General features: G+C 43.2%; 15 protein-coding genes. 5 read left to right on the top strand and 10 right to left on the bottom strand.

The genetic code is table 11. From position 1 onward, the window contains the following. Window positions 1-24: 24 nt before the first annotated feature. Together ACO03U_RS04170 and ACO03U_RS04165 are read right to left on the bottom strand one after the other, a co-directional pair. Window positions 25-759, bottom strand: a complete 735-nt coding sequence (locus ACO03U_RS04170) for a YjjG family noncanonical pyrimidine nucleotidase (protein WP_204685738.1) — start codon at window positions 757-759, stop codon at window positions 25-27. Window positions 760-789: 30 nt separating this feature from the next. Next, a complete protein-coding gene (locus tag ACO03U_RS04165) occupies window positions 790-1,515 on the bottom strand; it encodes a 16S rRNA pseudouridine(516) synthase (protein WP_204686037.1) in 726 nt (241 codons plus the stop codon). A 545-nt stretch (window positions 1,516-2,060) separates the two neighbouring features. Between ACO03U_RS04165 and ACO03U_RS04160 the strand changes: the two genes are divergently transcribed. The 3 genes from ACO03U_RS04160 to ACO03U_RS04150 all read left to right on the top strand — a co-directional run bounded on the left by ACO03U_RS04160 (window position 2,061) and on the right by ACO03U_RS04150 (window position 3,560). Then, window positions 2,061-2,681, top strand: a complete 621-nt coding sequence (locus ACO03U_RS04160) for a 50S ribosomal protein L25/general stress protein Ctc (RefSeq protein WP_161868194.1) — start codon at window positions 2,061-2,063, stop codon at window positions 2,679-2,681. A gap of 170 nt (window positions 2,682-2,851) precedes the next feature. Further along, window positions 2,852-3,040 carry a hypothetical protein gene (locus tag ACO03U_RS04155; RefSeq protein WP_204685736.1) on the top strand — a complete coding sequence of 63 codons (189 nt, stop codon included), beginning with the start codon at window positions 2,852-2,854 and terminating at the stop codon, window positions 3,038-3,040. Window positions 3,041-3,242: 202 nt separating this feature from the next. Then, window positions 3,243-3,560, top strand: coding sequence for a DUF960 domain-containing protein (locus tag ACO03U_RS04150; RefSeq protein ID WP_161868197.1), 318 nt, complete (start codon window positions 3,243-3,245; stop codon window positions 3,558-3,560). Between the two features lie 76 nt (window positions 3,561-3,636). Here ACO03U_RS04150 and ACO03U_RS04145 read toward each other — a convergent pair whose 3' ends face one another. From ACO03U_RS04145 to rpsO, 7 genes are all read right to left on the bottom strand, one after another. Next, the gene (locus tag ACO03U_RS04145) at window positions 3,637-3,936 is read right to left on the bottom strand and encodes a hypothetical protein (RefSeq protein ID WP_204685735.1); all 300 of its coding nucleotides are present in this window, start codon (window positions 3,934-3,936) and stop codon (window positions 3,637-3,639) included. A gap of 59 nt (window positions 3,937-3,995) precedes the next feature. After that, window positions 3,996-5,387, bottom strand: coding sequence for an oxaloacetate decarboxylase subunit alpha (locus ACO03U_RS04140; protein ID WP_204685734.1), 1,392 nt, complete (start codon window positions 5,385-5,387; stop codon window positions 3,996-3,998). A gap of 16 nt (window positions 5,388-5,403) precedes the next feature. Further along, a complete protein-coding gene (locus tag ACO03U_RS04135) occupies window positions 5,404-5,802 on the bottom strand; it encodes an acetyl-CoA carboxylase biotin carboxyl carrier protein subunit (RefSeq protein ID WP_204685733.1) in 399 nt (132 codons plus the stop codon). Between the two features lie 15 nt (window positions 5,803-5,817). Continuing rightward, a complete protein-coding gene (locus ACO03U_RS04130; RefSeq protein ID WP_204685731.1) occupies window positions 5,818-6,153 on the bottom strand; it encodes a hypothetical protein in 336 nt (111 codons plus the stop codon). Window positions 6,154-6,396: 243 nt separating this feature from the next. After that, window positions 6,397-7,422 carry a helix-turn-helix domain-containing protein gene (locus ACO03U_RS04125; protein ID WP_204685730.1) on the bottom strand — a complete coding sequence of 342 codons (1,026 nt, stop codon included), beginning with the start codon at window positions 7,420-7,422 and terminating at the stop codon, window positions 6,397-6,399. Window positions 7,423-8,285: 863 nt separating this feature from the next. Beyond that, window positions 8,286-10,406 (bottom strand): polyribonucleotide nucleotidyltransferase, encoded by a 2,121-nt coding sequence (pnp, locus tag ACO03U_RS04120; RefSeq protein ID WP_161868203.1) that lies wholly within the window; start codon window positions 10,404-10,406, stop codon window positions 8,286-8,288. A 309-nt stretch (window positions 10,407-10,715) separates the two neighbouring features. Further along, a complete protein-coding gene (rpsO, locus tag ACO03U_RS04115; RefSeq protein ID WP_161868204.1) occupies window positions 10,716-10,985 on the bottom strand; it encodes a 30S ribosomal protein S15 in 270 nt (89 codons plus the stop codon). 270 nt (window positions 10,986-11,255) lie between these two features. Here rpsO and ACO03U_RS04110 point away from each other — a divergent pair, with 270 nt between their 5' ends. Continuing rightward, complete coding sequence (locus tag ACO03U_RS04110) at window positions 11,256-12,107, top strand: MurR/RpiR family transcriptional regulator (protein ID WP_161868205.1); 852 nt, start codon at window positions 11,256-11,258, stop codon at window positions 12,105-12,107. Between the two features lie 114 nt (window positions 12,108-12,221). Here the strand turns inward: ACO03U_RS04110 and murQ are convergent, their stop codons facing one another. Further along, window positions 12,222-13,121 (bottom strand): N-acetylmuramic acid 6-phosphate etherase, encoded by a 900-nt coding sequence (murQ, locus tag ACO03U_RS04105; RefSeq protein ID WP_204685728.1) that lies wholly within the window; start codon window positions 13,119-13,121, stop codon window positions 12,222-12,224. Window positions 13,122-13,308: 187 nt separating this feature from the next. On the opposite strand from murQ, the gene ACO03U_RS04100 reads away from it, so the two are divergent. After that, entirely contained in the window at window positions 13,309-13,929 is a 621-nt protein-coding gene (locus tag ACO03U_RS04100) for an FMN-dependent NADH-azoreductase (RefSeq protein ID WP_161868207.1), read from the top strand. The last annotated feature ends 28 nt before the right edge of the window (window positions 13,930-13,957 follow it).

Below are 13,957 nucleotides of genomic sequence, written 5' to 3'. Positions count from 1 at the left end.
TGCCACGTTTTTTCGCATTCCCGCTTACTTTTGACCCGTTGCTAAGGATTTTTTCCTATTGGCTAAGGGATTGTCTGATCCTAAAATTTGGTAAAGTTCGGCTAATTGACGAATTTCATAAGTGGGGGTAATCCCTGGAAGGAGGGGCTGTTGTTCGGGATTCAGCCATACGGTAGCAATCCCTGCCCCTTGCCCCCCTTGAATATCCGAAGTCAAAGAGTCGCCGATAATCACTGTTTCGCTAGCCTTGAAATTGGGAATCCGCTGAAAAACATAGTCAAAAAACTCTTTCATAGGTTTTTGATACCCCGTCTCTTCAGAAACAAAAATATCTTTAAAATAAGGCAACAACCCCGCTTTGGTCAAACGATTTCGTTGTGTTTCTGAAACACCATTCGTCACGATATACAAGTCCGCCTTTTGGGCTAGGTCGGCAACAATTTCCCGACTATTTGCCAATAACTGACTACCTTGGGCCAGATAGCTCCGATATTGTTGATCCATTTTAGGGCTATCCACTCGTTGATTCAACGTCGCAAAAAACTTACCAAAGCGTGTATCCGTGACTTCATTTCGAGAAATTTTCCCCAGTTCATAGTCCCGCCACAACTGCTGATTGACTTGCTGATAGGCTGCCTTGATTGCTGGAGACCATGCTACCTTCTTCTCACGAAACAATCGCTGTAGAGCCTGGTCTTCGGCTGCCTGAAAGTCCAATAACGTATCGTCTACATCAAATAATAAGGTTTGAAAATTCACAGTAGTCCCTCTTTCTAGTGCTTTTTTACTTTAGGATAAAAAGTATGGTTTCAAGCTCCCCAGCTCTGCTAATGACAAAGGGCGGTAACCACCTACCGGCAAATCCGCAGGCAAGTTCAATGGTCCCAAGGCGATGCGCTTCAAAGCAATGACTTTCTTTCCTCGAGCGAGAAACATTTTTTTCACTTGATGAAATTTGCCTTCTGCAATCGTCAGCTGGACTTGACTGTAACCATTTTTGTCATCATACCATAGGGGCACCAGTTTAGCCGGCTGACAAGCTTCTCCTCCAGTAAAAACGATTCCTTGAGCGAAAGCGAGCACATCAGCTTCTGTCACCAACTCGTTCACCAAGGCCTCATAAACCTTACTAACTTTACGGGTCGGATGCAACAAATCAAACCCCAGTGGCCCATTATTGGTGAGTAAAACCAAGCCCGTCGTATCTCGATCCAATCGACCCACACTATAGATTCCCGGTACCCGATCAGCAGGGGCTAGTAGGTCTATCACGGTTTGATGCTGGTGATCGTGATTTGCCGTGACGATACCGGCTGGTTTATTCATCAAAAAATAATGCTCTTCAGTTACTAATCGCTCCCCAGAAACCACAATTTCATGAAGCTTAGAGTCGACATTACGGTTTTCTCGCAACTCGATTTGCCCATCGACGCGCACCTTCCCTGATAAAAATAAACGTTTCATCTGTTTGCGGCTGGTCTGTAACTGCTTTTCAATTAGTTTATCCAAACGCATGTCTTTTGCTCCAATCTTTTTTCCTAGATCTGTCTCCTTCAAAACTGGCTAATCCTCTTCCTGACACGGCGGAGAGCTTTTTCTCCTGGGATGATTTCGCCGAAAAAAAGGGACAATATTTTTAATTTATGAAAAGCCCCGCCAGCACTTTCCTTGACTTTATTGAAAAATCGTCCTAAGGTTAATAGGTAAAGTAAATAATTCTTGCTCCACACAGTGTCATGCCTGGTGGCGAAGTTGAACTTAACTTTAAGCTGGGTAGTTGTGTCTTCAACTACCTTTTTTGCGTACAATCGTGCGCACCATCCAATGTGCAGAGTAACGAGATTTGCTTTTAAAAAATGACTGTTCTTCAAGGCCAACGGCAATCGTGCCTCCCGTCGTGGAAGCCTCGGCAATCACCCGGTAAATTTCAGGTGACAAAAACCGTTACTACGGCAGCGCATTCGCTTTGTATGAAGCAGAAAAACACTGTTGCAACAAAGCGAGCATCGATTTCTACAGGACGCCTTGCAGTACACTCAATATTTAGGAGGAAACAAGTTATGTCAGTATCATTAACAGTCGAAAAACGTGAAGTCCGTCCCCGTTCCCTACGCAACAAATTGCGTCATGAAGGGAAAGTCCCTGCTATCATCAATGGTTACCAAGTGGAAAGTACACCGGTAGCAGTTTCTGCAGCAGAACTAGAAAAAATCTTGCGTGACCACGGTGCCAACACCGTCATCACTATGGATGTTGACGGCAAAAAAGTCAATACTTTGATCAAAGAGACCCAAGCAGATACCTTCACCCGTACTTTGACTCACGTGGAATTCTTATCAGTCAACATGTCTGAAGAAACCGAAGTCGAAGCAGAAATCCTCTTGGTTGGTGAATCTGTCGGTGCTAAATCCGGTGGTGTTGTTGCCCAAAACTTGTACAGTGTGGTTGTTTCTGCAACACCTGACAAATTGCCAGAACGTATCGAAGTCGATATCACTGACTTGGCAATTGGTGATGCTTTGACAGTTGCTGATCTTCCAAAAGTGGACGACTATACAATCGTTACCGATGGTGAAGAACAAATCGTAGCCATCATGGAACCTCAAGCAGAAGAAGTAGCTGACGAAGAAGCCGGCGAAGCAGCGCAACCAGAAGTTATTGGTGAAAAAGAAGCCGAATAAGTTTATTTAAATAACTAAATCATGACTAATGTAGCACTTGCAAGAGACCACTTCTTGTAAGTGCTATTTATTTAGGCCTCCAAGCACCCTCAATAGTTGTTCCATTTTGATAGTTATCGTTTATAATGAGACTATCCTATAGTTGGTAGCGTTATTAAGGAGGAATCATGATGAGGGTATGGAAATTTCTTTTTTATCTTGATGCTGTTTTATTGATTGCTTGCCTGCTACTTTTCATTTATTACTTCATCGTCGAAAAGCGTTTTGACTGGGTTGGGCTACTTTTAGTAATCGGTTGTCTCTTCCGCCTTATTTATGATCGTTACGCCTTAAAAAAATTAAAAACCAACGAGACCTGATTGCTGAACTTCCCTCCATTTTGATAAATGGAGGCTCTTTTTTGCCAAAACTTAAAGGCCAAGACACATTCGTTTTCATTTTGGCCCCTTTCCAGTATCATACAACTAGAGACTTCTTTCTTTTAATAAGTGAAAACAAACCATTAACCAGGTCATTTGACGACAAATCAGTGACTTTGATTCTTTTTAGGAGGTTTTGATTATGTATGAAGTATTTGACAGTCATCGCAGCCGTTACGCCTCCGTAGGCATTGTCTCCAGCATGCCCGGTGAGCTTATTGACAGCATTTGGGTAATCATTGACCTTGATTTAAAAGGCGTGATTCCATTGAGTAATTTGATCGCCTTCGATTTAATCAATAACAACGGCACCGTCACTATGCACTTTTCTCAAGAAGATAGCAATGTGGAGATGGCCATCGACTTGCCTTTCCCTTATAGCTATGACTTGCCAAAAGAAGTGTATGCCTACGACGATGGCAGCCGTCAGACTATTTTATTGCCTAGTGAAACAAACTAACCCAAGCGTTGAAAAGAAGCCTCCGTTACCAATTAACCAGTAACGGAGGCTTCTTTTTGTTTTCGACTTTTATATCTTATGCTTGTCCTTGCGCCTTAGCAAAATAAAGAATACCCACAGAATGGGTTACTTCATAGCAAGTGAAGACGCTACCAGTAGCTTTTTCCTGAACGGCCTCTGATAGTTCATAGACGTCCAGAGAATCACTCTTTGCCTCTACAAAAGTTAACTGACAACTAATTCCGGCTAGTGGATGTCCAGAAAAAAACAGATGGGTCCGAATGGCTAAACTCGGCGATAAATGACCTATCAGAAAGAACCCTATCACCAAGATTTCTGCCAGTAAAATTTTTTTGTTTAAAGTAAGTTTCTTCATGTGCCTCCCTCGTCAAACTAGTTTGGCTCTCGAAATTTTACCGTCTAGCAATCGGTAGCTTAAATATCCAATGACACCGACACATTTTGCACTGGAACATCGTAAAAAGGGTCTTCTCGGCGACCTAGGAAGTCTTTGGCTTGTTGTGGAAAGACTGCATAGCTTAATACATCTTCAGTAGACCGCGCGTATTGTTTGATCTCTTCTGCAAATCCCGGCATTTCCGGTGGCAATAAATCAGCTGGACGGACGGTTTGAACGGGTTCGTCCCCGATGATTTTTTGCACCATTTCTGGGGCGATTGCTACTGGTGGCTTACCGTAAAGACCTTTGACATAGTCTTTGATTTCTTTAGGCACTAACTTATATTCTTCACCAGAAAGCACGTTCATCAGGGCTTGCGTACCGACCATTTGCGACAAAGGGGTCACCAGTGGCGGGTACCCCAGATCAGCTCGCACTTTTGGTACTTCTTTTAGTACTTGATCGTATTTATCGGCATTGCCTTGTTCCGTCAATTGACTCAAAAGATTTGACAACATCCCCCCAGGCACTTGATACACCAAAGATTTTGGTTCAGTATCTTTGACCTTGGGATTCAAGGTCCCCGCTTTACGGAAACGGTCCCGTACTGGATCAAAATGATCGGCGATTTTTTCTAATCGATCTTGTCGCAAGCCGGTAGTAAAACCTAATCCTTCAAGGGCGATCGCCACCGATTCCGTCGCCGGCTGACTAGTCCCACCAGAAAAAGAAGAAATACACGTATCGATAATATCCGCTCCAGCTTCAGCACACTTGAGATAAGTCATCTCGCTAATACCAGCTGTCGCATGAGTATGGACTTGCAATGGCAAATCCACTACGTCTTTGATTCGGCTCACCAATTCAAATCCCGTTGCTGGCGTCAAAACTCCAGCCATATCCTTGATACAGAGGGAATCTGCTCCGAGGGCGGCCATTTCTTTGGTCAATTTCACGAAATAGTCTACTGTATGAAAATCACTGGTCGTATAGCAAATCGCTGTCTGACAATGGCCACCAGCTTCTTTACACGCTTCCACCGAGGTCCGCAAATTTCGCGTATCGTTTAGTGCATCAAACACCCGTACCACATCAATGCCGTTTTCGATGGATTTAATGACAAATTCCCGCACCACATCATCGGCATAATTTTTATAGCCTAATAAGTTCTGACCGCGAAGCAACATCTGCAACTTGGCTTGTTTAATTTCGCTACGAATCAATCGTAGCCGTTCCCATGGATCTTCGTTTAAAAAGCGTAAGCAGGCGTCAAACGTCGCCCCACCCCACATCTCCAAGGCGTAGTATCCGGCTTCATCCATGGTTTTCAAGATTGGTAACATATCGGCTGTCGGCATCCGGGTGGCGATTTGACTTTGTTGCCCATCCCGCAAGACCGTTTCCATAAATCGTATCGTCTTAGTCATATCCAGGACCCCTTTTTTATGAAATGGTAAGCAATGGGTCACCAGGATTCACCATCGCCCCTTGACTAACATGGATTGCTTTGACTGTTCCATCCTGAGTCGCAACGATTTCATTTTCCATCTTCATGGCTTCCAAAATCATTACCGGTTGATTGGTCTTCACTGTGTCCCCAATATTTACCAAGATTTTAAAAATCGTCCCCGGCATAGGTGCTTCTAAAGCTCCATGGGTATCACCGGTGGAAACAACTGGTGCTGAAGGTGCTGGCGTAGGTGCCGCTGGTTGTGGTTCTGGTATTGGTGCAGCAGCTGCTACTGGTGGGACTGGCGTGACAGGTTGTGGCACGCCACCGATTTCTTCCATTTCTACTAAGTACTCTTTGCCATCAATTGTGATTTTGAACTTACGTAACATAACCCATTCCCCCATCTATTTTCTTTGATAAATTTTTTTGACGATAAATTGTGAATCCGGCTGATCACCTGCTGCAATGCTCGTGGCAATCAAACTTACCAACTGAGCTTCCGGATTTTTGACTTGAATTTTTTTCACGACAAACTGTGAGTTTGGCTGATCACCTGCCGCAATCGCCGTCGCCACCACCGTCACCAGTTCTTTTTCTGGGACATCCGCTGTCACATAAAACGGTAGCTCTTGCCATTCCTCCGACACAGCCGTTTTTTCGACTTTTACTGAGTCAACAACCGTCGGGGCTGTTTCTGGCGTCGTGTTTTTTTTACCAAACAGTCGCTGGAATAAACCCATGTCTCCCCCTCCTTTGGTATCGATTACATCCTTGCTATATCTATTATTTTACCTTACCCCACAAAAAAAGTCTTGAAGAAGCCAAAGTTATTTTCACAATAATCGTCCCTTGGGCATTTCTAGGATTAAATAATCGAAAGATCTACTTTAGCGAAAAAAAGAAGTAGCGCAAATTTGCGATACTTCTCACTAATCACTTTTTCAGTTTTCCACAGAAAGCAGGTCACTCCTCACCTGCTTCGCTTACTCGATAAGAGGAAAAGATAGCCAATGAACCTGAGCCTGTTGCTGGTATTTGCTAAAAATCAGTTCATGACAGTACGGCAGCTCCGGATGCTTGTCCAATAATTGCTGATAACCAGGCAGATGTTGGTGAAAGAGCTTTTCTAGTAGTTGATTTCCTTGTGGCCTATCCGGCAATGGTGCCAAAGATAGCGCTAAGTTCCCGGAAAATAGCCAGGCTAAAAGATGTAAGCGATAGAACTCCAGATAGATTTCCTTACCACCATCTTTCTGGTTTCTCAGCCATTCCTTAGGCAGCAGCTCTTCTAAAAGTGAAGGAATCCAAATGGTTTCTAATCCCGAGAGTTGTTGCCATAAAAAATCAAAGCCTTTACCGGAAAATCGATAATCTGGTAGACTCAGCATACCTTGCACCTGATTGCGATCAAACCAGTCTTCTTTCACCCGCAACCCTTGACGATCCCGCCTAATCGCTGCTTTCTGCCATTCCTCCAAAATTTTCTGCTGATTCAGTTGAAATTCCACCCCTGCTGTTAAAAACTGCAAGTGAAGATAGAAGAAACGAATTTCAGCTTCACTACCCCGTAAAAGTGGGGGCTGCCCTAATTTGATGTCAAGCTGATATTGGGCCAACAGGGGCTGGATTTCCCGCAATGCCCGCCGAATCGTAGGAGGACTCTGAAACACAGCTTTAGCTAAGTCCGCTACCGTAAAATTAGGATGCTGCCATAAAAGTTGTAATAGCTGGAGAACCAAACTTTTTTCCATTAACCTAAAAAATAGTTGCCTTTCATCAAAGTCCTCCAGTGTCAATAAGTATAAGCGCCCCTCCTGACGTAAAATATCGATCCCCAAACGTAAGTGCAACCCCATTGATTGAAACTGGCGAATCAGGCGCATCACCGACCACTGGGAAATAGCTAATTTTTTAGCTATCCCTTCTAACGATTGGCGATTTTCCCTTTGTAACTGGCGATACAAATTGAAAAACAGCCGCGCCTTCTTATCCAAAAAAAGTTCATACATAACAACCACCCCAGAAAAATGTACCTTATTTACCAAAAGGCACTTTCCCAAAAAGCCGCGTAAGGCAAAAAAAAATTGGGAACACGTTACTGGGTCCGCCCTAATCAATGAGCTTTCAACGCAACACCTTTCTGAAAAGAGAGAAGCAAGCTTAAGATCCTATTCCCTCCAAACACGTAAGAAAGCCGGCCGGTCTTGCTTACGGAGAATGCCTCGGTTGGTAGTGGGACCGGTAAATGCCAACAAAAAACAGTTGTCATTTACCTTGCCGAAGTCAAACTTGTTGTAAGTCCAACAAAATCGTTGGACAACAACGAGTAATTCCTCGGACATCCTTAACACTACAACCCGAGGCATTCTCCTCCAGCAAGACCGCCCTGTTTTATCGATAAGCGATTTATTCACTTTGCTTCGTAAATCCAGCAAATTATTTTCTTGTAGAGATGCATATGTACCGTAAAAATGGTGAGATTTAGCAAAACAGAATCGGATTGATAGTAGCTCTAAAGTCTGAGATGAAAGTACTTAGAGTTGGTGCACTAGTGACACTTACTCTAAGTTTGAAGCCCATAGGCACAGCTAAAGGGGTATTTGCGCATACAGTTACATCTAAGCAGAAACCGCTAAGATGAACTAGCAATGACAAATTGCTTTGGATTTGGCATTTGCCGGTCTAGCTACCGTCAATCCAAATTCTAGACCGCTAAATTTCGCCTTTTTCGTAACATCAATATGACAGCATGAGTCACCATTTAAATCCTGATACATTAGCCTTTATGGAGCTTGAATTTTTATAAGTCCTTTATCACAAAAAAAGACCACCGCTTTAACGGTGATCTTCAAACCTTACTAATTAATGGCTATTAAGCTTTTGGTGCGTTTTTCTTGTCGTCTTTCAACAAAGCTTTACGAGATAAGTTGATGCGGCCTTGACGATCGATTTCGGTCACTTTCACCAAAACTTCATCTCCAAGTTTAAGCACATCTTCCACTTTATCTACTCGTTCGTTAGCCAATTGGGAGATGTGAACCAAGCCATCTTTCCCCTTCGTCAAATTGACAAAAGCGCCGAATTTTTCGATCCGAACCACTTTGCCCAAATAAACTTCGCCAACTTTGATTTCTTTGGTAAGTTCTTCGATGATTTTGATGGCTTTCTTGATTGCATCCGCATCAGCTGAAGCAATGGAAACTTTCCCATCTTGATCGATATCGATTTTGACCCCGGTTTCGTCGATAATGCTATTGATGGTGTCGCCACCTTTACCAATAACCACTTTGATTTTTTCAGGATCGATTTGAATCATTTCAATCTTCGGTGCGTATTGGCTTAACTCTTTACGAGGTTCTGCCAAGGTCGTTTGCAATTGATCCAAGATTTCAAAACGAGCTTTTTTCGCTTGCGCCAAAGCTTCAGTTAAGATTTGTTCTGTAATCCCTTGAATCTTGATATCCATTTGCAAAGCAGTGATCCCTTCACGAGTACCAGCCACTTTAAAGTCCATATCTCCTAAGTGGTCTTCCAAACCTTGGATGTCTGTCAAGATGGTGTAGTTTTCTCCATCAGAAACCAGACCCATGGCAATCCCAGCTACTGGTGCTTTGATTGGCACACCGGCATCCATCAATGCCAAAGTACCCGCACAGATTGACGCTTGAGAAGAAGAACCATTTGATTCTAAGACTTCCGCTACCAAACGAATGGTGTAAGGAAATTCTGTTTCATCAGGAATCACTTGGAACAAAGCCCGTTCCCCTAAAGCCCCATGTCCGATTTCTCGGCGACCAGGAGAGCCGGCCCGACCAGTCGAACCAACGGAGAATTGTGGGAAGTTATAGTGGTGGATAAAACGTTTTGAGTCTTCCACCCCTAAGCCATCGATGATTTGGTGTTCCCCAAGAGGTGCCAAGGTACAAGCAGATAACGCTTGGGTTTGCCCCCGGGTGAAGAGTCCTGAACCATGAACTCGTGGCAACAAACCAACTTCAGAAGCTAACGGACGGATTTCATCCAGTTGACGACCATCAGGACGGATTTTGTCGATGGTAATCAATTCCCGTACTACGTCTTTTTCCAAGTCTTCGGCAATTTGTTTCAATTCTTTGGTGATTTGGTCGCTATTTTCATCTTCGGCATATTTTTCACCGTAGACTTCTTTCACCAATTCTTTGACTTTTTCGATTTCATCTTCACGAGCTAATTTTTCTTCCGTCATGACAGCTGTTTTCATCACTGAATAATAGTTGTCGTAAACGTCTTTTTTCAAGTCAGCATCCACTTGTAACAAAGTGATGGCCATTTTCGGTTTACCCACAGCAGCGACGATTTCTTCTTGGAAAGCAACCATTTCTTTGATGGCTTCAAACCCAAAAAGCAACGCCCCCAACATGTCATCTTCGGAAACTTCTTTGGCACCAGATTCCACCATGTTGATGGCATTTTTAGTACCAGCAACTGTCAAATCGATATCCGTGTTGCCAGCTTGTTCAACAGTTGGGTTCAAGACATATTCGCCATTCACCCGACCGACTTCAACACCGGCAATCGGTCCATCAAAGGGAATGTCAGAAATCGATAACGCCAATGAAGAACCCAACATTGCTGCCATCGCTGGAGAGCAATCTTGTTCCACACTCATAACGATGTTGGTAACTTGGACTTCATTACGGAAACCTTCTGCAAACATCGGACGAATCGGACGGTCGATCAGACGGGCAGTCAAGGTCGCATCCGTTGAAGGCCGGCCTTCCCGTTTGATAAAGCCACCAGGGATTTTCCCAACAGCATACATTTTTTCTTCATAGTTGATAGTCAAAGGGAAGAAGTCGAAATCTTTGGCTTCTTTAGAGGCAACTGCCGCACTCAAGACCACAGTATCACCGTAACGTACCAAAACGGCACCATTGGCTTGTTTCGCCAATTGACCAACTTCCACTTTTAAGGGACGTCCGCCCCAAGTTGTTTCAAATACTTGTTTCGTCATTTTCCGCTCCATTTCTCTGTGACCGTGGGCTCTCCTACTAAACAAAGAAAAACCCAGAAGCTTCCCCGCTTCTCGCTAAATAATTAGCGAGCTTTTAGGCTTTTCTTTGGTTAGTAGTTGGCTACACCACCGTCACAGGCTGTAATTATTGCATCTGCCCCTTCACCAAAGGGCTCATTTCTCTGTGGCAAGTCACTTTTTCATCGGTTCCTCTAGTAAAAGAGTCAATGTTCTTACCAAATTCGTTGGAAATAGACGTCAAAATACCAAAAAAAGCGAGATTCGATGTGAACCTCGCTTTTCGCTTCATTAACGACGTAATCCCAAAGCTTGGATCAATTCGCGGTAACGAGCCACGTCTTTGTTACGCAAGTATGCTAACAAGTTACGACGGTGACCAACTTTTTTCATCAAACCACGTTGTGAATGGTGATCTTTTTTATGAACACGGATATGCGCATTCAATTCATTGATCTCTTCAGTCAAAACAGCGATTTGAACTTCTGGAGAACCAGTATCTCCTTCAGTACGAGCGAATTGCTTGATGATTTCGTTTTTACGTTCTTTAGAAATTGCCATTTTTTTCACCTCTTTCTCAAAATGTCCCCTGCAGCTGAGTATGACGTTGGTGAATCGTCAAACCAAGTAGCAGTTGGTGTGTATCACACACAGCTTACAGTCTACTGGAAATACTGGGAAAATGCAAGTTTTTTCCTATGTACGCATCCGATACTAAGCTGTCTAAATAATCAAAGACTATGCTATACTATGAGTACCATGAGAAGCTTGCCGCCGTAGTTGTTTTTTTAAGTTTCTTAAGGATTTAATAGTCTGAAAGGTGGTACCTTTATGGGCGTACTTAATCGCATCGAAAGTATGGAAAATGAACTATCTATAGCTGAACTCAGCTTATATAACTATATCCAAACTCACCCTGGGAAGGTTCCTTCTATGACGGCTGAACAACTAGGACAGGCTGCCAAAGTCAGCGCTCCTACAGTGGTACGATTTGTTAAAAAGGTCGGTTTTCAAAGCTTTACCGATTTCAAAATGCAACTTTCAGTGGATAATCAACAACCTTTGACAGGACAAGGCTACGCAGATTTGGCTCCTGGTGCTTCCATCGACGAACTCAAAAGTAGCTTTTCTCGCAATGCACAAGTGACCATCAAAGAAACCGCCGAAATTCTCAAAGAGGAGGCTCTCTTAGCAGCAATCCAGTTGATTCAAAAAAAAGAGCGGCTTTTCGTAGCTGGTGTTGGTGCCTCCGAATTAGTAGCCATTGATATCCAACAAAAATGGAGCCGTCTAGGTAATTCTGTCACAGTAACACACGATTACAATAGTTTATTACCCCAATTAGTCAACAAAAAAGAGCAGTCCCTCCTTTGGCTAATTTCCAACTCGGGTGCAACACCAGAAATCTTACATCTTGGTGAAACAGCCAAAGACCTAGGTATTCCCATCATCACCATGACACGTCTAGGAAACAATCCCCTCAGTAAATTGGGTGATGTCTCCTTACAGGTCTCCCGAGGAAAAGAATCCGATCTCCGAAGCGCGGCTACGAACTCGATTGTCGCTCATCTGATGGCAATTGATCTATTGTTTTATATCTACATCGGAAACGATCACAATAACGCAAAAAAAGTTCGACAATCTTATCATAGTGTGCAAGAATACCGACAAAATTATTTGTAAGCAACTAATATCAAAAAAATCGGATCCTCACTTTACTTTTGTGTAAGGAGACCGATTTTTTTATTCTTAAAATCTTAGAGAGTCACTGCTAGTAAACCCATAATTTTTCCAGATTTACCTAATAGCCTTACGAATAAACCCCTGGGATTCCTGCAAACGTTCAGTGGCTTCTAATTTGGAAACATCTGCCAAAATCATAACAATCGCCAATTTAACATTTCCTTCAGCAAGAGTGAAAATTTTGGCAGCAGTATCGTAATCAACACCTGTCGCTTCCATAATAATTCGTTTGCTACGTTCCACCAGTTTTTCATTCGTTGGTCGAACATCTACCATGAGATTGTTGTACACTTTGCCGATGCCAATCATGGCAATGGTAGAAATCATATTCAAAATCAATTTTTGAGCTGTTCCTGCCTTCAAGCGAGTAGAACCTGTCAGAAATTCCGGACCACAATCCACCTCGATAGGTAAGCTGGCGTGTTTTGAAATTTCAGCATTCAAATTGCAAGCAATCGATGCTGTTGTAGCTCCTAGTTTGTTTGCATAATCTAGACCGCCGATAACATACGGCGTACGACCACTAGCCGCTATACCAACGACCACATCTTTGGTAGTTAAATGTAAACCTTCGAGATCTTTTTGTCCCAGTGTTGGATTGTCCTCTGCACCTTCTACTGCCACCGTCATTGCACTAGGTCCTCCAGCAATCAAACCGACAACCATTTCTGGGCTCACGCCAAACGTTGGCACACACTCCGCAGCATCCAAGACCCCTAAGCGACCGCTAGTTCCAGCACCCATATAGATAAGACGTCCTTCCTGGTGAAATGCAGCTATAACCGCTTCAATAACAGGTTGGATCGCGGACAATTGATTTTCCACGGCTGTCGCCACCAATTGATCTTCTCGATTCATTTTTTTTAAAGCTTCTGCTACAGACATCTGATCCAAATCAAAAGTCTCGGTATTTCGTTTTTCAGTGGTAAGTTTGTCCAAGTCGATTGATTTCATCGGCGGACCTCCTCGTCTTAGATTCTATTTTTCCTCCAACCTTTGCTTTATCAGCAATAGGATGATTTTTATAGTTATTTTGATTCATGTGAAAAGCAAGACAAGCACAAAGTTTGTTTTTCGATAATTACTAACTTAAAATAAGTGCCAGATTCAAAAAATATTTTAAATTAAAAGGAGTATTACGATGACCCAACTCTTAGCTATTAAAGCCCATCCCATGACTGGTGAAACTTCCCGTTCCGTCCGCCTTTTCGATGAATTTTTGGACGCTTACCGCAAAGCAAATCCAGATGATACCATCACCATCGTTAACCTTTACGAAGAAGCCATTCCCGAAATCGACGGTGAAATCTTACTAGCTTGGCAACAACTACGCTCCGGTACGGATTTTTCAACACTGTCGGCTAGTCAACAAGCGAAGATCAAAGCTTTTGATGCCTCTACTGCGCAATTTTTGGCAGCAGACAAAATCGTTATCAGCAATGCCTTGTGGAACTTAAACATCCCTACCCGCTTAAAAGCTTGGTTTGATACCATCAACGTAGCTGGTAAAACCTTCCGTTACACCGAAACTGGTCCTGTCCCTATGACCGAAGGAAAAAAAGCGTTGCACATCCAATCCAACGGTGGTGTTTACCAAGGTCAAGATTTCGCTTCCCAATACGTGAAACAAATCTTGCAATTCGTCGGTGTTGCAGAGGTTGAACAATTGTTTGTGGAAGGTATCGATCACCATCCCGAACAAGGTGAAGCCATCATGGCGGAAGCTTCGGCTAAAGCACAAGAATTAGCCCAAACATTTTAATTTTGTCTTATGAGCTCACCGTTTATCG

Source organism: Enterococcus diestrammenae (genome assembly GCF_049384045.1).
Classification (GTDB): Bacteria; Bacillota; Bacilli; order Lactobacillales; family Enterococcaceae; genus Enterococcus_C; species Enterococcus_C diestrammenae.
Note: the sequence above shows the minus strand (reverse complement) of the source record. Positions and strands in the feature narration are given on the sequence as shown.